Genomic DNA, 19,996 nt, shown 5'->3' on the forward strand with positions numbered 1-19,996 from the left:
GACATTATTTGCCCCCCAATTTGAATACTCCATACGGCGTGGCAGCGTAGACGTTGCTGTCCTTATCCACCACAATTGAGTAGACCACCGTCGCACCGAGCAAGCCGTCACTGATTTCACTCCATGTTTTACCGCCATCGAAGGAGACGTACGCGCCGCTGTCTGTCCCGGCATAAATCGTGTCGGAATTATTTGGATTGAAAGCAACGGAATTCATGCTTGTATTTGGAGCCGTTGCAAATATTTCTGTGGTGTCGCAACTATCATGCGATTCGAGCATTATCCCATCGTCGATTACGAAGACGTGATCTCCATCGCTGGGATCAATCATCATTGGGCGGTATTTATCAATAAATTGCAGGGTCGAGCCGTAGCAGGTTTTTATTCCTGCGGGGGGGTCCAGTTTTTTCCACGTGTCACCATAATCATTGGATTCATAATAATATTTTTCCTGAAAATCGGGATTAACACTGGTTTGATAAAAGGGGTCTTTGCCAAACGCGTATAAATGCCCCGTTTGGCTGTTGTGCGCAACAATGGTTTCGATCACCGGTGGAATTAAGATTTTGCGCCATGACCTTCCTCCATCTTGTGAACGCCACATCCACCCCATCCAAGTCTCCCCTGTCCACCAGTAATTTGTACTCAGGCGGTACATGGTTGACCCATACACATCCATTATCAAATAGCAGCCCATTTCGGTCACAAAATCCCATGCAGTTCCGCCATTTGTTGAAAGATAGAGCGAGTGCATAAGGTCGTGTTTTCCAGCTGTAAATTCCCCTTTGCAATTCCCTGGCAAAAGAAAAAGAGTTCGCTCATTTCCTTGACCCGCTACCAAATCAAGAATGGTATTTCCCAACCCGTTGCTTGCCTGCCCCCACGTTGTTCCTCCATCCCTCGACAGCGCAATGCCTTTTCCGGCAACATAGATGGTATTCGGATCGTGAGGCGAAATTGTGATCACGGGAACTTCTGCAACATAGTCCTCCCATGTGAAAGCATCCCCCCAAATATCCGGTTTTCCAAGCCTTTCCTCTTGTTGCCCATCCGGCTTGGACCTGCACAAGAATGGAAGAAATGGCTCCCAGCAACGATAATAGACGAAACCCGCCAAGGGAGGGGTTTCCCATAGGGGACCATACTCTAATACAATGTTTCCATTCTCCTGCCGGACGAGGAGCCAACTCATTTCCTCGACGAGGTAAGACGCCCATCCCCATTCATAACCGGGTGGAATTTCCAGCTTTTGAAGCAGCACCCATGTGCGCCCACCGTCATCGGATTCGTAAATGCCCGGCTGACATTCCGCCTCTCCTGCGGATATGAAGAGAGTCTTGTCATCAGAGGGATGGATCGCCCACGCAAAAATCCTACCGGGACAGCCTGCTTGCGAAGAATAGACTGCTTTCCATGTTTTTCCACCATCTGTTGATTCGTAAATATTATCAGCATCACGCGTATAAAGATGGGAGGTATTCATAGGATCGATCAGCACATGAGTTCCCTCGCCAATAGCTGTCCAAATTTCGCCGCCGTCATGGGACTTGAAGATCCCAGCCTTTGTCCCTACATAAACAATGCCCGGGTTTTGGAGGTCAATTGAAATTGATGCAACTTGTGTGTTGGTTAAACCACGGTGCGACGGATACCAGGAGAGCCCGCCATCAATGGATTTGTAAATTCCCGCATTTTCCATGCCTGCATAGAGCACATCCGGATCTTTGGGGTCAATTGCGAAGGCAGTGACCCTGTCGCGAGGCAATTCCTGCCCCAGCCAGAGGCGCTTCCATGACAGCGGGATTGGGGTGGGGGAGGGTATGGCAGTTTCGGTTGGGATTCCCATTTCTGTTGGCAGAATCATTGTCGGTAGGCTGGCTGCCGGTGTTGCTTCCACGGTCCTATAAAATCCATGCAAGCGTGGGGTAATAAAGAATCCAAGCACAATCAAAGTTACCAACCCCAACGCGCTCCACAAGAACGGATGGTTGTACCATCTGCGCCTCCGCAGCTTGACCGTCTCTGCCAGCAGGCGGGAGACATCCTTGTACTCATGATCTTCAAGGAGGATTTGCTTGAGGAGTTCGGCAGCGCGGTCATAGTCTCTGGCTTTTAAAGCGGACTCGGCTTCCCGGTATAACGCCTCCAAATCATGTTCAGCCATTATTTTCCCTCCAGTTTGAAAATTCCATACGGCGTCGCAGCGTAGACATTGCCATCCTTATCCACCGCAATCGAATACACCACCGTCGCGCCGAGCAGCCCGTCGTTGATCTGGTCCCAACTTTTCCCGCTGTCAAAAGAGATAAATGCCCCGCCATCGGTGCCTGCATACACAAGGTTGGGATCGTTTGGGTCGACGGCAACAGTATTCACGAACAGGTTACCCAATCCATTGTTGCTGGCCTGCCATGATGAGCAATTGTCTGTGCTGATGAACACACCCTGACCAGGTGTCGCCAAATAAAGGCGGGAATCCTGCGGGTCAACTGCGAGGCGGGTGTCTGAGCGGGAAGCGGTTTTATCTTCGCCACAGCTCATCCACGTCCTGCCTCCGTCGATGGAGTAAATATGGTGATCCCTGCCAATGGCATATAAGGTCTGCCCTTGATCCTTGAAGAACAAGCGTGCATCCGATAAACCTTCACTGCCGTTGGCAGGCATCCAGAGTCTGCCGGCGTGTTCGGAATAATAGATCTGATTTCCAACATCATAGACGAGCTCATCGATAAAGGGATTTGCGGATATGCTTTGAGTTGTACCCTGCAGGCTGTAAGGCGCCAAATACCCCGGTTCTTCGAACAACCAATGATCGCCACTGTCCCATGTCATTTGGAGGGCGTACCAATCCAATAAATAAAAATTACCAGTGGTATCGAAGGCTGGTCCGCACCAACCGATGGTGCTGTAAATCTCAAACCAATTTTTTCCAGCATCCCGGGAACGATACAACACACAACTGGCTTTCTCGTTTTTGGAAAAAAAGTATGTTGCCAAATACATTTTAGCGGCATCATGCGGGTCTATCTTGAGTTCGGCTTGTGCGGAGGCGAGCCCGTTGCTATGTCTTGCCCATGTCGCGCCATCATCCAACGAGACGAAAAGCCCTTCATCCTTGTCGTCCCCGCTCCGAACCCCGCCTGCGAGGATGCGCACCTTATCATTGATGCGATCAACATGGATTGTGGTAAGTTTCATGGTGTTCAATCCGCGCCTGTGTACTGCGCCTTCCATTGCTTGTATGACATACAAACCCGAACTCGCGCAATAGATTATCGATGGATTGTCTGGGTCAAAGAAAGATGGGTCACAACCCGTAGGATTTATCAAGTGCCAACTCTGCCCGCCGTCGTACGACACGGAAAGACCACGGTTTTCCGTAGGGGTGTTAATCGTTCCCGACCCAGCATAGATGGGGATGTTTTCCTGCGCATCGAGGCCAATTGCAAGCGAACCAATATCCGGCCTGCCCTTCATTTCGATAAGTGTCCATGTTAAACCTCCGTTGTCAGAGTAATAGAGGCCTGGCCCGCAATCACCCCAGCCGCCCACATAGAGAGCCATGCCATCAAGGGGATGAATGGCCCAGGCATAAATTGGGGTTGGGCACTCTTTGCCCGATGGGTGCGTAGTCGTCCAACTGCTCCCGCTATCCCTCGTTTCATAGATCCCATTTTCATTGCGGGCATACAAATGAGAACTATCCTGTTGATCCATCAACAAATAGGTCCCTTCGCCGACCCTGCGCCAGTTCCCGCCGCCGTCTTCGGTCTTGTACACCCCGTCCATGGTGCCAGCATAGAGGATATTCGGGTTTAGGAAATCAATGACCAATGACATGACCTGTGTGTTCGATAGCCCCTGATGCGCGGGACGCCATGAAAGACCCCCGTCAATGGACTTGTACACCCCGGCGTTTTGCAGGCTGGCATAGATGATGTCCGGATCGTTCTTGTCTGTTGCGAATGCGGAAACCGTATCACGCGGGAATTCCTGCCCGACTGCGATGCGCTTCCATACCAACGGGACGGCTGTGGGTGTGGGAAGCAGGCCTGGCGATTCGCTGACAGCAACCGGCGGTGATGTTTGCAAGAGTGCGGCGGTCGGCACGGATAAAGTTGGCGAAAAAGCCTGACTGGAATAAAGACTTTGAATTTTCGGAAAAAGCAAAACGCCCACGCCGATCATAAACAGAACAGATAAAGTTCCCCATAAGGCGGGATAGTTGTACCAGCGCCGCCTCCGCAACTTGACCGTCTGTGCCAGCAGGCGCGAAGCATCCTTGTAATTCTCGTCAATGGCTAAGATCTGCTTGAGCAATTCCGGGGAGTGTCCAAAGGAATGGGCTAAAATAGAGACATGAGAAGATGCCCATACTGCCAAGAAACAACCCGCCAAAACAAAGCAGGAAGAACAAACGCCGGGTCGCAAAGGTATCGCTGTATGCACTGCCACCGCAAATACACGCCGGAACCGAAAAAGCAGGGGTATCCGGACAGTCTCCGCAAGCGAGCCATGGAAATGTACGTGGATGGAGGTAATCTGCGGCGGATAGCTCGTCATTTGAAAGTTGCGCCACAAACGGTGGCGTATTGGGTGACCGATGTAGCTGAGGCTTTACCGAACGCACCCGTGCCCGAAGAGGTCAAAGAAGCCGAAATGGATGAAATCTTCACCTTTATCGGCGATAAAAAAACAGAATCTACATTATCACTGTGGTAGATCGCAAGACTCGTTGCATTTTGGGCTGGGCGGTGGTCTGGATCCGCACTCAGGAAGCCATCCAGCAAGTCGTGGATCAAGCGCCGAAAGCCAAGTGGTACTACAGTGATGGGTTTGATGCTTGCAAATGGCTTTGGTATCATTTCGGCAGGTACGAAGTTTCGCAAGGCAAGACGGACACATATTCAGTGGAAGCTGACAATGCCGAGCTGCGTCACTATCTGGCTCGTCTGGCTCGCAAATCCCGTTGTTTCTCACGCTGTCCATATGCGCTGGAGTGTGCTTTGCGCTTATTTGTCTATTGTTTCAACAGCAGGCAACTGCACAAGCAACGCTTTCCAAACTACGTCTCTCATGTGATGGACTTCGTTAGCCCACTGTTTTAGACACTCTCCAATTCCGCGGCATGGTCGTAGTTTTTTACTTTGAGGGCAGATTTGACTTCCTGATAGAGCTGCTCCAGCCTTGCATTCATTTCCCCTCCAGCTTGAATATGCCATAAGGCGTCGCGGCGTAGACGTTGCTTTCTTTATCAACAGCGATGGAATACACCACCGTCGCGCCGAGCAGTCCGTCGTTGACCTCGTTCCAGGTTTCACCGCCATTGAAAGAGACATACGCGCCGCTGTCGGTGCCTGTATAGAGTGTATCGGGTTTGTTGGGATCAATGGCTACAGAATTTACATATAGACTTTTCAAGCCATCGTTAATGGCCCGCCAAGAGCGACACCCGTCTGTGCTGAAAAATACGCCTCTCTCTGTCGCTACGATGAGCCGTTGCTTATCCATTGGATCAATGGATAAGTTTGATGAAGAGAACATAAAGGATGCGTCTATAGGCGCGCAAATATCCCATTTCCTGCCCCCGTCCTCGGAGTGCAAAAATTCTGTATTGCCATTTGTACCGATTACATAAAACTGCTGCCGCGTGCTGTCCGAATAGAGCTTTGGATTACTTGTACCATCGAATGGTATTTGTTCCCATGCGTTTTCGAATGAAGCATCCCACGTTGCTCCGCCATCTGTAGATATATAATAACCATTTCTTCTAAGAGCAAGAACAGTCTCCGGTTGTTGAGATAAAGTTGCGATACCTGAAACAGTGTCCTTCGACGGTAAGGCCAGTTCCACCCATGTTTTTCCAGCATCTTTTGAGCGAAGGATACCGTTTCCTCCAAGCCGATAAATTGTATTTCCGTCACTTCCTAATGCCGTAAGCCATCCGCGATCGTCAACCAGATCCCAGGTCTGACCAAGGTCACTGGAATGAAACACCCCTGCCTCTTCTTCGGCATACCAGTTTGAACTTTGCGCAAAATTAACGTGCAAGTTGAAATAGATGCCACCCATCCCGCTGTTTTGCTCTTTCCACTCCCTGCCGCCATCATCTGATATATACAGGCCGTTCCCCATCATTTCACCCACAAATATGGCGTTCGATGAAAATGCTATTGCGACAAGCCAGCCGTCCGTCTCAAGCGCGGATGACCATGTTTTTCCGCCATCCTCTGTAAGCATGAGTTGTCCATCGGCGCCGCAGAATAACTTTTCCGGATTGGTTGGATCAATAGTTATGGCAAAGCATCGGTTGTTCAATATCAACGACCAGGTTTGTCCCCGATCTAGGGATTTGTAAAGGATAAAGGATTGTTCACTGATCCGTATTGACCTGTAAATTATTTCGACCGGCTGGGTTTGAATGTTGAGAATTCTCAGTTGATCTATTCCTTCAAGATTTGCAGGGGTGAAATTCCAGGTCTGGCCGCCATTCTCGGATATATAGACTCCCTGATTACACTCGTTGATTTCAAAATAGGATGTAAAAGTGAGGAATAGAGTGTCCGCATTTTCAGGAAGTAAATTCAGATTGGCAAATGAACTCGGGCAGGTAGGCGTTTGTAATTTATCCCATGTCTCACCGCCATTCATTGTTTGGTATAAATAATTGGATTCACGATAAAAATCGCCGTCCACAAAATAGAGGTGTTCGTGATTTTGAGAATCCATGGTGAGATTACGGGAGCCTTCAATTGGATAGAGCAAATTCCAGTTGCGGCCGCCATCGATTGTCTTGTAGATTCCGTTTGCTGAGCTCACATAGAGAATGTTTGAATCTTGTGGATCGATCACCAACTTCGCAATGCTTGCCTGTTCCAGTCCTTTATGAGACGGCTGCCACGATATGCCGCCATCGATTGATTTATAAATACCTGATGTTTCGGTACCAACATAGATAACGCCTGAGTCCGCGGGATCCACTACAATGGCTTTCACATTCATCCGCGGTAAAAACTGCCCCGAATTCAACCGCGTCCATTTCAGCGGTAGGGGAGTGGGGGAGGCAGTTGGAACCAATGTCACAGAAGGCGGGGATGCAGGCAATGGGTTTGCAATGGCAGGTTCTGATCCAATCGGGGATGCAGGCTGTGCCGTAAACAATGGCAACCCAAAACGGACCAGGAGCCACGCACCAATAAGTAAAGTTATGATCGCGACTCCGCCCAACGCCCACCGACTTTGCCACCATTTGCGTACCGTGCGGCGCAATTCGACAGACTCCGCCAATAGGCGGGTCGCCTCCTTGTAATCCGAATCTTCCATGACGATGTTCTTGAAAAGCGCGATCGCCTTATCGTAATCCTTCTTTGCGAATGCAGATTGCGCCTCCGCATACGACTTTGAAAGCCCACGGCTTTTTTCAACCGCCTCTCTTTCACTTCGCGCCAACAAGTCAGTTGGTTCCTGCACAAGGACAGCGTCCCACGCTGTTAGTGACTCGTCCCAGCGCTCAGAGCGGGCGAAACTTCGCGCTCTTTCGCGCAACTCACTCAGTTCGATCTCACGTATTTTGCCGCGCGCCTTCTCTAGCCTGCCCTGCACTTGCGGTTGATCTGCCTCAATGGACAGGTATTCCTGCAATGCCGCGGCAGCCGCCTCCCATTTACCAGCCTGTTCCGCATGCGACGCGCGAGCCAGACAGGACTCCAGCTTTGCGGCGCGTTGATTCTCTTTTGCGGTTGCGATCCTTTTCTTGAAGCGTTCATCCTCAGCCGAGAGTTGCAAACCCTCCTGTAATATACGGATGGCGGAATCCCAGTTCTTTGCGGTGAGTTCCTTTTCTGCCCGCGCCAACAATGTGGAAAGGACTTTTTCCCGCCGCTCTTTTTTCACTTCCTCAAAGCGAATTGACAACGCTTCGTCTTCCGGCGTGTATTTCAACGCCTCTGCAAACGCGGAGAAGGCTTCCTCGTCCTTACCGTCGGTCAACGCTTTCTCGGCGCGCTGACGCGCGATATCCGCCATGCGTCCGCGTGCCTCGGTATGTTCGGCATTGATTGCCAGCACACGCTGATAGGAAAGCGCCGCATCCCTTTCGCGCCCCCTGGTTAACGCCAGGTCGCCGAGCGCGAGATGAGCCTCGCAAAGCCCGGCACGAGCCGAGACGTCTTCATCGTCCAATGCCAGCGTCTTTTCGAATTCGACCACAGCCTTCCCGTACAGTTTTTGATCCATGTACGTCAATGCGATGTTGACCTGCGCCTGGATGTTGTCGTTCGCGATCTCGAGCGCCTGATGGAAACTTTCGATGGCTTTATCGAACAGGCTTGCATCCTTGAATTCGAGACCGATCTCAATATAGCGATTCGCGATCGGGTTGACTTCGGTCAACTCTTCGCGCACTTGTTCGATGGGACGGTTCTTTTGCAGCCAGCGCCGCATTAGCTGGATGACAAAGCTATTATCAAACGTTAGGATGTCCTTCTCCCGCAGGTGAAGCAAACCAGATGTTAAGTCTGATTCGCTAAAGCGCACACGGTTCCTGCGGAGATAATCTGCTAGAGCGCGGGAGTCTGCTTGATCCAGATCTGCAAGCCCGGCTAAACTCCATTTTTCGATATCGGAAGCTTCATCCCAAACGAATTTCAGATTGACGGTCCCGCGTTCGATCACATCATCCAGGACGGCTTCCACATCCTCAACGGCAATGTGACGCTGCTTTGTGCGTTGACAGCGGGCGAAAAGTTCATGACAGGTGAGCTGTGTGAAATAGGGATGCCCGGAGGCGAGGCTGAAGATCCGCTCGACAGCTTTGTCGTCATATCTCAACAAGCCTTCGACCGGGCGGGTAATGAGGTGACGGGTCTGTTCCTCGTTCAGGAAGCTGATTTTTTTATACAGTGCGGACTTGAAAAATTCTGTATATGCCGCCTGCATGTTTTCCAATTTCCGCCCCGACGAGCCGATGGAGAAAATGAAGTTCAAGTTCGCATACCCCATCAGCCGGCGCAGATAATCCACCAACGGACGTGCCAACTCTTCCTTTACTTCGCTTTCCTCGAGGTTGTCGAATTCGTCAAAAGTGAGGAGAAGGGTCTTATCGGTCAGGACAGGCTTGAGGTCCGGCAGGAAGCGGTTTTCAAAGAACTCAACGTCGCGTGTGAAATCGTCCCTGTCCGGGATGGGCAGATCGATATCATGATCCTGCTTGAGCACGCGGACGATCTCACGTGCGAGCCACCAAAGAAAGCGGTCGAGCGTGGTATGCGTGCGACCCTGCAAATCGAAGAAGACGGGGATGTAGCGTTGGGGCAACCGGTTGCCCAATTGTTTGAGAACGGAAGTTTTCCCCACCCGGCGCTGTCCGTGAATGACAAGTATATGGTCTGCGTACTGCCCGGTGATGCTGTTCTCGATCCATTGGAAAATATCCTCACGACCGAAGAACATGCGTTGCTCGGTGACAGGTGCCCCCGCAATGTAGGGATTTACCAGATCGCCCACAGAAAACGTCCCTCCCGTGAGACGGTGTGTTGCCAAATCGATTGTCGCATAATCGGGACGGCGGTGCAAGTGAGTTTATACACATTTCAAAGTGGGGCAGGGGAGGGGAAGGGAGTGGGTCAGTGATCAGTTATCAGTGGAGTAGAGTTGCAGGCGGAAGCGGCTCATGTCCGTAATTTGAAGTGTGTCTGCATCAAAAGTATTGCGTGGTAATTGTCCGCGTGGGGGAGCGGGGGATTGCTTCCCTTCGACAGGCTCAGGTCGTAATGACATTTCCATCTTATGCTTTCGATAAGAATTATTATCGAAACCATTGACAAAAGCAGGCAATTTCGTATAATGAAGACATGCCAGATGCCCCAGTGAACCAAAATCCAATGATTTCCGAGGCGATTGCCCGTTATTTACGCATGGTCGAGCGCGCGCGCAGCAAGCCCACCATGCTTTCGTATAAGAACGCTTTGAATATTTTCAGCCAGATGCTGGATGAAAAGAATTTCCCGCCAGCCGGCACCCCCATCGCCCTGTTGAGCGAAGATCATTTTGCGGACTTTGTGGATCACCTCAACGCATACGCGACCGCGACCGAACATTTGTACCTGCAGGCTGTGAAAGGCTTTTACCTGTTCGTGGCTTCAGACAATTTAGCGGATGTAAACCTTCCGCGGCTCACCGTTCTGATGCAGCAACGCGCCAGACGCCCCGGAAAACGCCTGCCACAATTCCCCGCCAACGATATCGACACCCTGTTGGAAAAAGTGGAAGACGTCCACGCACTAATGGAAAATGAAACCACAGAGGATTCCGAGCAAGCCAGCGTTAAACTACGCGCATACCGCGACAAGGCATTCTTAATCACTTTGGCAGATACCGGACTGCGCGTCCATGAGGCTTGTAAACTCAGGCGCGGCGATATCGATTGGAACGAGAGCCGCACGATCATCATCGGCAAGGGAAACAAGCAAGCCGTCGTGCGTTTTGCCTCACGTTCGATGCAAGCCATCAAGGATTATCTCGCCCAGCGAGCAGAACTGGATGGAAAATCCGGCAGGCAATTGAGTTCCCTGCCCCTCTTTGCGCGGCACGACAAGGGTGCCGGGAAAAAGATCAAGCCGATCACAACCACGACCGGGCGAAACATCGTCAGGGAACGCGTCCGCCAGTTCCTGGGAAGCGAAATGACCGGAAAGATCACACCGCATTCCTTTCGCCATTATTTCGTCACGTCGGTGCTTCAAGGAACAGGAAACCTGGCATTGGCTCAGAAACTGGCGCGGCATGAGAATATTCAAGTCACCCAGCGATATACCCACCTATCAGACGAGGAATTGGATAAAGCATACTACGAGGTCTTTGAAAATCGGGCAAAACAGGGTAAAACCTGAAAATGAAATCGAAAAGACTTCTTCCCGTTGTTTTCAGTTTGTTCCTTTTCCTGACCGGGATCGCGATCAGCCTTTCCCTCTCCGCTGTCATGCTGTGGGGCGAATTGGAAGCCCGCCTGATCAACCAGCAAATCGGCGATGAAAGCCTGGACCTTTCCTGCCCACTGGCGATCGCGCCGTGGGAAACCGCCTCCATACGAACAACGATCACGAACACACTGACCGATCAGGCGACCAAGCCGGTTGTCAATGCCTTCATTGGGCAGGGAGAAAACGCCAGAGTGATCAGTGAAACGCTCGAGCTCGCCCCATTGGAGAGCCAGCCGCTCGAGTGGACGGTCAACGGCTCGGATATCGCCTTCGAGCGCGTGGTGCTGGTCAATATTTTTCAACGGCCGTATCGCGAATTGCCTTCGCGCCAGGACGCATGCAGTATTTTGGTCATGAGCCTGTTCGAGTTGGATGGAAAAGGCTCTCTGTTTCTTTTAATTGCAATGAGCCTCGTGTTGATCCTGGGAGGCGCCGGCTGGCTGCTCCTCCTATTGCGGCCGCTTAATGAATTAACAAAAAACATCGTCCAACTCAACGGACTCTTCCTTGGGTTGGTGCTGCTTGGTTTGGTCACCTCCCTGACGCGGCTCTGGGGTCTGACGATCTTCCTGGATTGCGCCGCCCTGCTTGCGGTCACTGCGGGCAACGTGGAGATTTTCCTTCGGAGGCGATAACGAAAAACCGGTTGAATCGATCTCCTCCCCCACCCCACTGAACAAAATAAAAGAGACTGCCGCCTTTGAGGCGGCAGTCTCTTCATCCATCAAATTTATTTTATCGCCTGCGGCTCGCCGAAGATGAAATTGTCCATCACAGCCACATCCACGCCCCCTGCCCCATCGTCTGGACCGAGCGCGCCGGTGCCGTACCGGACCTCCACACTGGCGACGACGGCATCATCGAAGACCACACCGAGGAAGGATAGACATCCATCACAGATCGGCGTTTCATAACTGCCGAGCGAGTTGCCGTCCCTGTCGAAGTACTCAAAGGCGGTGTGGGTTGTATCCACATCGGCATAGACCGCGCCGAATCCGCGCACCGCCGCGGGCTCATCTGTGCCGGGGACGAAGAATGTGATCACCACCAGATTGCTGCCCAGGGGTGAAAATAATTTCTCCTCGCTGAACGCCTTGAAAATGTCGGCGTATTGCGGGTTGATGTTGCCGAAACGCGGCAAAACTCCTGAAGGATTGTTTGCATTCGCGCTGACCATCAAGCCTTCGCCAGGCGTGTTGAGCACGATGCCGCGAGCGCGCGGCGCTTCGGGCTGATTGAAGAAATCCGGCGCATAATAATTCGGAGCGGATTCCTCATCGGGCAAAGTGTCCCAGTTGATCTCGCGGTAGCCGTCCGATCCCTTCGTGCCGGGGTCTCCCCCGTTATTGGCGCCAAGCAATGCGCGATACTGTTCGACAGCAGCAGCGATATCGCCGGACGCAGTCACGACCTGTGGTTCGAGAGATCCCCCACAGGCGGACAGCAGAAATAAAACACATAACGCGGCAACAAACGTTTTCTTCATCTCTCTCTTCTCCTTTAAAATATGATCTCATCTTTGATTATAAAGCTGGACGGTGTTTTCGGCATCTGCAAGAAGTCGAATTACGATCTTTTCGCCTCCTTCCTACACATATGCCCGGCACGCTGAAGAGAGAAGGTTCGTCCACGCCGGAAACCGATCCCAGAACCCCCTGCTCCCGGGGAAATTGCCGCAACGACGGCTGCGGGCTGTCAATTTATGGATGATATAATCGCCAAGATGCCCACGTTTTTGCCTCTCATTGCGGCTGTTTTATTTTTTTTCATGGCCATTTTGGGCATCCGCGCCGGGTTTCGGGGAATTCAAAACAGCAGGTCGCTTCCCAATTTTCTAATTCGAAACAAATACCTTTCCACGGCGAGATGGTCTTTTTTCTGGGCACTATTGTCGTTGATCGCATCAGGTTGGCTTGCCTATTTCACAGCCTCCTTAAATTTTCAAAACCAGCCTGGAACGACAGGCCTACCGGATTCAACGCTGCAAGTTGGTTTGCAAACGGATGCGTCGATGCCGACCCTGGAAGATCAACCACCTGTCACGCAGGAATTGTTGAACAGTCCCACTCCTCTGACCCCATTTCCTCCGTCTTCAGTCCCCGCCTCCCCCACCCCGGTGTCGATCACCATGCAGGTGTATTTTACGAACATCAATAATTTGAACCAGGGCATCCAGCCATTCGACCAGGCCGTGGACAGGGAGATCCTTACATCCGACCCGATCGATTCCATCCTGAAGACCTACTTCGCCGGAACGAATGCACAGGAAACCCGACGAGGCTTGTCCCCAGTTTGGAACGGCTTTTTGGGGTATGACAAGTATGAACTAGGAACTGACGGCGTGCTGAAAGTCTACCTTATCGGCTATTGCGAGGCAATATCAGATAAATACAGTTTTGCCCAACCGCTCGGAAGAACCTTGCGACAAATCGACGGAATAACCTTCATAAAATTCTTCGATGAATACCGGCGTACGCGTGAACCGGATGGACCGGTCGATTCGGTCCCTGACTGTGTGGTCGCCACGCAGACACCGACATCCACGGTAACGCCTTCGAACACGCCATCGCGAACACCGACACCAACATTTACATCAACCAACACACCGACAAAAACGCCGACTTTCACGATGACGCCAACCGGTACGCCTTCGAAAACACCAACGGCTACCTTCACACCGACGAGCACGCCCACCCGGACTCCGACAGCGACCGCAACTTCGACCTATACGCCATCAAGGACTCCGACGCCGACACTCACTTCGACAAGCACCGCGTCCAGCACACCGACGTCCACAATGACGTCTACTGCCACAAAGACACCAACCAGCACATCATCGAAAACACCTACGACCACATTTACATCGACCAGCACACCCGCGAACACGCCCACTTTGACTTTTACGCCAACCATTACGCCATCGAATACACCCAAGCCCACATTTACAGTAACAAGTACGCCTACATTTACATCGACAGCTACAGCGACGCCAACCAATACGGCATCGAAAACTCCAACGCCAACCTTTACATCAACGAGCACACCCACCCAAGCGCCGACCACCACGGCGACGGCGACCAACACTTCAACGAAAACACTGACGCCTACATTAACATCAACAAGCACACCTACTCGGACACCGACTTCCTCGAAGACACCGACCAACACGCCATCGCGAACACCGACGCCTACATTCACATCGACAAGCACGCCCACTCGGACACCGACAGCTTCCCCAACCCCATCCATCACGCCCACAGCGACACCCGCTTATCGCGAGATGATCGTGTATTTCACCTCAATGGGAAGCCTGAGGACTAATCGCGTACCCATCGAGGTTGGCGTACCCCGCAAACTTGCGACGGATCAGGACGCCATCGATACCCTGCTGATCGAATATTTCCGCGGACCCACTGCAAGCGAACAAAATAATGGTCTGGTCGCTGTTTGGAGCGGATTTACCGGTCACAAAGAGTATTCATTGAGCGACGACGGCGTGCTCAGTGTGTTCCTGGCAGGAAATTGCTCCACGCTTGGCAATTCATACAGCCTCCTCGATCCTTTGGCGTTGACGTTGAAGCAGGTGTCTGAAGTGAAATTCGTCAAACTATATGACGAGAACCTGCGAACGATGAGCCCTTCAGGGCAGGTGGATTCAGCCCCATTGTGCGCGGTCATTACCTTTACGCCTACATACACACCAACAAATACGACGACAGCCACCTTTACGCCGTCAAATACACCGACGCCCACGTTTACATCGACGAGTACGCCATCGAACACACCGACATCCACGTCGACTGCGACCAGTACGCCATCGCGAACACCGACGGCTACATTCACATCGACGTCGACCAGTACGCCATCGAGAACACCGACGCCTACATTCACATCGACGAGTACGCCATCCAATACGCCAACATCCACGTCGACACCGACCAGCACGCCGTCGAGAACACCAACACCCACATTTACTTCGACGAGCACGCCTTCGAGAACACCGACAGCTACATTCACATCGACGAGTACGCCGTCCAACACGCCGACATCCACGTCGACTCCGACCAATACACCTTCGAGAACACCGACGGCTACATTCACATCGACGAGTACACCCTCCAATACGCCGACGCCCACTTTTACATCGACAAGTACGCCGTCCAACACGCCGACAACTACATTCACGTCGACTAGTACGCCATCGAATACGCCAACATCCACGTCGACTGCGACCAACACACCATCGATAACACCGACATCCACGTCGACGCCGACCAGCACGCCATCGAATACGCCGACATCCACGTCGACTCCGACCAATACACCATCGCGAACGCCAACGACTACATTCACATCGACCAGCACGCCGTCGAGAACACCGGCACCTACATTCACATTGACCAGCACCCCGTCGAGAACACCGACATCCACGTCAACGCCAACCAGTACGCCATCGCGAACACCAGCGCCTACATTTACATTGACGAGCACGCCGTCCAACACGCCAACATCCACGTCGACACCGACCAGCACGCCATCGAGAACACCGACGCATACATTTATATCGACGAGTACGCCGTCCAATACGCCTACATCCACATCGACACCGACCAATACACCATCGCGAACACCGACATCTACATACACATCGACGAGTACGCCATCCAATACACCGACATCCACGTCGACGCCGACCAGTACGCCATCCAATACACCAACATCCACGTCGACGCCGACCAGCACGCCATCGAATACGCCAACATCTACCTTCACATTGACTAGTACGCTATCGCGAACACCGACGCCTACATTCACGTCGACTAGTACGCCATCGAACACACCGACATCGACGTCGACGTCGACCAGCACGCCATCGCGAACACCGACGCCTACATTCACATCAACAAGTACACCATCCAATACGCCAACATCCACGTCGACGCCGACCAGCACACCGTCGAGAACACCGACAGCTACATTCACATCGACCAGCACGCCGTCCAACACACCGACAACCACTTCGACATCGACAAGCACACCGTCGAGAACACCGACATCCACGTCAACGCCAACCAGTACGCCATCGCGAACACCAGCACCTACATTTACATTGACGAGCACGCCGTCCAACACGCCAACATCCACATCAACGCCGACCAGTACGCCATCGAGAACACCAACACCTACATTTACATCGACGAATACGCCGACATCTACGTCGACTCCGACCAATACACCATCGCGAACACCAACATCCACGTCGACACCGACCAGCACACCATCGCGAACACCAGCACCTACATTTACATTGACGAGCACGCCGTCCAACACGCCGACGCCCACATTCACATCGACAAGTACGCCTTCGAACACACCAACATCCACATCGACGTCGACCAGTACGCCATCGCGAACACCGACACCTACATTCACATCGACGAGTACGCCATCCAATACGCCAACATCCACGTCGACGCCGACCAGTACGCCGTCCAACACACCGACGCCTACATTCACATCGACTAGTACGCCGTCCAACACGCCGACACCGACAATCACATCGACTAGTACGCCGTCGAGAACACCAGCACCTACATTTACATTGACGAGCACACCTTCGAGAACACCGACGGCTACATTCACATCGACCAGTACACCATCGCGAACACCAGCACCTACATTTACATTGACGAGCACGCCGTCCAACACGCCGACATCCACATCGACGCCGACCAGCACGCCTTCGAGAACACCGACGGCTACATTCACATCGACCAGCACGCCGTCCAACACGCCGACACCTACATTCACTTCGACTAGTACGCCGTCCAATACGCCAACATCCACGTTCACATTGACTAGCACACCATCGCGAACCCCGACACCTACATTCACATCGACAAGTACGCCGTCCAACACGCCGACATCCACGTCGACTCCGACCGGCACGCCATCGAGAACACCGACGCCTACATTTACATCGACGAGTACGCCGACATCCACGTCGACTCCGACCAATACACCATCGCGAACACCGACACCGACATTCACATCGACGAGTACCCCATCCAATACCCCAACATCCACGTCGACTCCGACCGGTACGCCATCGAACACACCAACGCCCACGTTTACTTTGACGAGCACACCATCGCGAACACCGACGGCTACTTTCACATCGACGAGTACCCCATCCAATACGCCAACATCAACGCCGACCAGCACGCCATCGTACACACCGACATCCACGTCGACTGCGACCAGTACACCGTCACACACTCCGGCGCCTACATTTACATTGACCAGCACGCCGTCCAACACGCCAACACCCACTTCGACTGCAACCAGCACGCCGTCGAGAACGCCAACACCTACATTCACGTCGACTAGTACGCCATCCAATACGCCGACACTCACATCGACGCCGACCAGCACACCCTCCTATACGCCGACATCTGCCAACACGCCAGCAGAGTTAGCAACATGGACACCAACCTTAATTTCCACTCCCACTTTTGAAACCACATTACCCGCGCCAGCGGCTAGTTCGCTGCCAGGCGACACGGTCGTATTCGATTATTTCGATAGTTATTGTGAAACAGAAATTACTGTGGACCAAACCCCCATTGACTGTAACGCAGTCAGCGGACCAGACACGGTGATCTCGAAGGAAATGATTGGGCTGATCGAGAACGGCGATTTTTACAGTAAGTTGATCACCCTGCGGTTCCCACAGGATTCCGCCGGATCGACCGGATCCGTCCGCTCACCCGAGCTGGAAATCTCCGCGGGGCAAACCCTTTCCGGAAATGCAGGATGCCTCGAAAACGCATTGACGTGTTCGGTGCTTTTCCGAATCTATTTCATTGGAACGGATAACGAGATCGCAGAATTATGGGCAGTCGGTGAATTTTATGACGGTCAAGTCGCCGGATTCGAAATCCCTCTTGCCCCGCTTGCCGGTAAAACCGGTTCCATCGTTCTGGAGGTAAGCTCTCTGGGCGCCACTAATGACGATAATGCCGCCTGGATCAATCCGCGTATCACGCAAAGCCCCCGGGAACAATCAACCGTCACCCCTCTCCCCACCGTAACTTCAACTGAAACGCCGACCCGAATGCCTACAAGCGTCCCGACTTCGACCACCCCACCAACCGTCGCTCCTGACGAGACAGAACCCTCCCCCACCCCATTCGAAGAATTCCTGGAATTCATTATTGAATTCATCAAGGGATTATTTCAATCCCGGTAGCGGACCGCTGCCCTTCCGCACGATTCCCTTCGCCCTGGTAGATTCGCCCGCGGAAACCCACCCACGGGAGAATCTACCGGTTTTGTCAGGCGTTTATCGGCGGCAAATTCACATGCTATCATCACGCAACTCCTTTTCAGGGGAAATCCAGTCGGTACTACAAAACAATCTGATTCCACTATTGCGCGAATTCGGCAAGTAAATCCTTGAATTGCGGAGTGAAGCGGATCCCGTCAAGATCCGGGTCGCGAAGAACCCATTCGACATAGATCTGCTTGTTATCTAGGGCGGCCCGCAAATATTCGACCGCCTGATCTACGTTCCCGCATAATGCCTCGAGACACGCGCGATTGTACTGACTCTCTTCATCAATGTAATTTTTCATAGCCATACCTATATGTTGATTTGCCAGCTCTTCCAAACCCATCTTCCGAAAATATCCGCCGAGCGAGGCATGCGCCAGGCTGTGTGACGGGCATAGTTCGATCACACGCTGCATGCACTGCATGGCTTCCTCATGCCTGCCGACAACGGCAAAGATTACGCCAAGGTTGTGCAGATAGGTCGGCGATTCGGAATTCAGATTAACCGCCTGCTGAGTTGCCAAAAGCGCGTCGTTGAACCTCTTTGCCCGCTTATACAATCCAGCCAATTCATCCCATTTTGACGCATCCTGGGGGGCTCGTTGAATTTCGCCTTCGAGATCTAGGATTTGGTCATATACGGAATCCATCGCATCGTGCGGCAAATCAACCGATCTATCATTCTCGACGATCTTCTCATCTTCCTCCGGATCGGCCATGGCTGTCGTCTGTCCCTCATCAACCGGAAGGAAGAAGAATCCTACTTCGGATGGCGGACAGACCATTACCTCGGTATCTGACGCAGCTTCTTTGACGACGGCTGATCCAGGATTCACCATCGATTCGGAATAGAACACCGGCCGGGCGTTTTCCCTTTCAACGGAAATCGAATTCAGATAACCGGCAGGAAGCGCTTTTGCTTCCTCGAACTGGATGGGCTCCTTGGAGTCCATCTCGTAAACAATTTCATCAACAGTTTCGACAGCAAGGAGCGGGAGACCATCGTACGGCAGTTCCGGCGGTTCAACAGGAAGGTCCTTATCAGTCGCAGCCTCCATTTCGGCGGCGTTTTTACTTTCCTCTTCAGGGTCATCCATATTGTCTGTTGGCTGGGTCATGTCAGCCGATGGTTGCTGGGATTCCCGAGATTTGATCTCCGCATCGTGCTCTTCGGCGGCTACAGGCTGGGTTGGGTTATTCAAAGGTATTGCGGATTCATTCCCAGCCTCCACATCGGGTTCCATCGCAACTTCATGCCGGCTTACCTGTTCCTCGAGGATCGGTAACATGTCCGCAGCAAGATTGGATGGTCCATACAGAAAGACATTTCCATCCTCGATGCTCTTGCTGACCTCGGCGTCGAGAGCGTCTGCCTGTTGATACGCCATGATGGCATCACGGTAGTTCTTGATGAGGCGGAATGCATCTCCAAGCCGGTACCACGAAACAGCCTTGTCATGATCTGACTCGAGCAATTCGATGCTCTGTGTATACAGGCCGACCGCTTCTTCCGGTTGACCCTGCTGCAACCTGATGTAGGCAAGGTTGCAGTAGGGCATACCATATTGCGGCTGCAAGCCAATGGACCGGTTGTAGGCATAGGCGGCTTGTTCCAGCATGCCGGACAGGAAGTAGAGATTACCCAATTCGTTCCAGACTTCATGCTCGCTCATAGGATCCTC

General features: G+C 52.4%; 15 protein-coding genes. 5 read left to right on the forward strand and 10 right to left on the reverse strand.

Annotation, left to right across the window (positions count from 1 at the left end; all coding sequences use genetic code 11):
- Window positions 1-4 precede the first annotated feature (4 nt).
- Both HS100_17370 and HS100_17375 read right to left on the reverse strand, forming a co-directional pair.
- Window positions 5-1,897, reverse strand: coding sequence for a hypothetical protein (locus tag HS100_17370; protein ID MBE7435689.1), 1,893 nt, complete (start codon window positions 1,895-1,897; stop codon window positions 5-7).
- 266 nt (window positions 1,898-2,163) lie between these two features.
- Window positions 2,164-4,320, reverse strand: a complete 2,157-nt coding sequence (locus HS100_17375; protein MBE7435690.1) for a hypothetical protein — start codon at window positions 4,318-4,320, stop codon at window positions 2,164-2,166.
- A 123-nt stretch (window positions 4,321-4,443) separates the two neighbouring features.
- Between HS100_17375 and HS100_17380 the strand changes: the two genes are divergently transcribed.
- Window positions 4,444-4,722, forward strand: a complete 279-nt coding sequence (locus HS100_17380; protein MBE7435691.1) for a helix-turn-helix domain-containing protein — start codon at window positions 4,444-4,446, stop codon at window positions 4,720-4,722.
- A 32-nt stretch (window positions 4,723-4,754) separates the two neighbouring features.
- Window positions 4,755-5,108 carry an IS1 family transposase gene (locus HS100_17385; GenBank protein MBE7435692.1) on the forward strand — a complete coding sequence of 118 codons (354 nt, stop codon included), beginning with the start codon at window positions 4,755-4,757 and terminating at the stop codon, window positions 5,106-5,108.
- Between the two features lie 85 nt (window positions 5,109-5,193).
- Here the strand turns inward: HS100_17385 and HS100_17390 are convergent, their stop codons facing one another.
- Window positions 5,194-9,540, reverse strand: coding sequence for an AAA-like domain-containing protein (locus HS100_17390; GenBank protein MBE7435693.1), 4,347 nt, complete (start codon window positions 9,538-9,540; stop codon window positions 5,194-5,196).
- Between the two features lie 90 nt (window positions 9,541-9,630).
- A complete protein-coding gene (locus HS100_17395) occupies window positions 9,631-9,777 on the reverse strand; it encodes a hypothetical protein (GenBank protein ID MBE7435694.1) in 147 nt (48 codons plus the stop codon).
- Between the two features lie 74 nt (window positions 9,778-9,851).
- On the opposite strand from HS100_17395, the gene HS100_17400 reads away from it, so the two are divergent.
- A complete protein-coding gene (locus tag HS100_17400; GenBank protein ID MBE7435695.1) occupies window positions 9,852-10,889 on the forward strand; it encodes a tyrosine-type recombinase/integrase in 1,038 nt (345 codons plus the stop codon).
- Window positions 10,890-10,891: 2 nt separating this feature from the next.
- Window positions 10,892-11,614 (forward strand): hypothetical protein, encoded by a 723-nt coding sequence (locus HS100_17405; GenBank protein ID MBE7435696.1) that lies wholly within the window; start codon window positions 10,892-10,894, stop codon window positions 11,612-11,614.
- Window positions 11,615-11,709: 95 nt separating this feature from the next.
- Here HS100_17405 and HS100_17410 read toward each other — a convergent pair whose 3' ends face one another.
- The 5 genes from HS100_17410 to HS100_17430 all read right to left on the reverse strand — a co-directional run bounded on the left by HS100_17410 (window position 11,710) and on the right by HS100_17430 (window position 17,414).
- A complete protein-coding gene (locus HS100_17410; GenBank protein ID MBE7435697.1) occupies window positions 11,710-12,465 on the reverse strand; it encodes a hypothetical protein in 756 nt (251 codons plus the stop codon).
- 542 nt (window positions 12,466-13,007) lie between these two features.
- A complete protein-coding gene (locus HS100_17415) occupies window positions 13,008-13,211 on the reverse strand; it encodes a hypothetical protein (protein MBE7435698.1) in 204 nt (67 codons plus the stop codon).
- Between the two features lie 132 nt (window positions 13,212-13,343).
- Window positions 13,344-13,673 (reverse strand): hypothetical protein, encoded by a 330-nt coding sequence (locus HS100_17420; protein ID MBE7435699.1) that lies wholly within the window; start codon window positions 13,671-13,673, stop codon window positions 13,344-13,346.
- Window positions 13,674-13,703: 30 nt separating this feature from the next.
- Window positions 13,704-14,195: a hypothetical protein gene (locus tag HS100_17425; protein MBE7435700.1), complete on the reverse strand. Its 492-nt coding sequence runs from the start codon at window positions 14,193-14,195 to the stop codon at window positions 13,704-13,706.
- A gap of 249 nt (window positions 14,196-14,444) precedes the next feature.
- Window positions 14,445-17,414, reverse strand: coding sequence for a hypothetical protein (locus HS100_17430; GenBank protein MBE7435701.1), 2,970 nt, complete (start codon window positions 17,412-17,414; stop codon window positions 14,445-14,447).
- Between the two features lie 175 nt (window positions 17,415-17,589).
- Here HS100_17430 and HS100_17435 point away from each other — a divergent pair, with 175 nt between their 5' ends.
- A complete protein-coding gene (locus HS100_17435) occupies window positions 17,590-18,231 on the forward strand; it encodes a hypothetical protein (GenBank protein MBE7435702.1) in 642 nt (213 codons plus the stop codon).
- Window positions 18,232-18,409: 178 nt separating this feature from the next.
- On the opposite strand, the gene HS100_17440 is transcribed toward HS100_17435, so the two are convergent.
- Entirely contained in the window at window positions 18,410-19,987 is a 1,578-nt protein-coding gene (locus tag HS100_17440; GenBank protein ID MBE7435703.1) for a tetratricopeptide repeat protein, read from the reverse strand.
- Window positions 19,988-19,996 lie beyond the last annotated feature (9 nt).

Source organism: Anaerolineales bacterium (assembly GCA_015075725.1).
Classification (GTDB): Bacteria; Chloroflexota; Anaerolineae; order Anaerolineales; family Villigracilaceae; genus Villigracilis.

Bases quoted from the DNA above. Each gene is read 5' to 3' on its own strand.
- HS100_17380 (MBE7435691.1), top strand. From the start codon at position 4,444: ATGCACTGCCACCGCAAATACACGCCGGAACCGAAAAAGCAGGGGTAT.
- HS100_17395 (MBE7435694.1), bottom strand. From the start codon at position 9,777: ATGTCATTACGACCTGAGCCTGTCGAAGGGAAGCAATCCCCCGCTCCC.
- HS100_17400 (MBE7435695.1), top strand. From the start codon at position 9,852: ATGCCAGATGCCCCAGTGAACCAAAATCCAATGATTTCCGAGGCGATT.
- HS100_17405 (MBE7435696.1), top strand. From the start codon at position 10,892: ATGAAATCGAAAAGACTTCTTCCCGTTGTTTTCAGTTTGTTCCTTTTC.
- HS100_17410 (MBE7435697.1), bottom strand. From the start codon at position 12,465: ATGAAGAAAACGTTTGTTGCCGCGTTATGTGTTTTATTTCTGCTGTCC.
- HS100_17415 (MBE7435698.1), bottom strand. From the start codon at position 13,211: ATGGAATCGATCGGGTCGGATGTAAGGATCTCCCTGTCCACGGCCTGG.
- HS100_17440 (MBE7435703.1), bottom strand. From the start codon at position 19,987: ATGAGCGAGCATGAAGTCTGGAACGAATTGGGTAATCTCTACTTCCTG.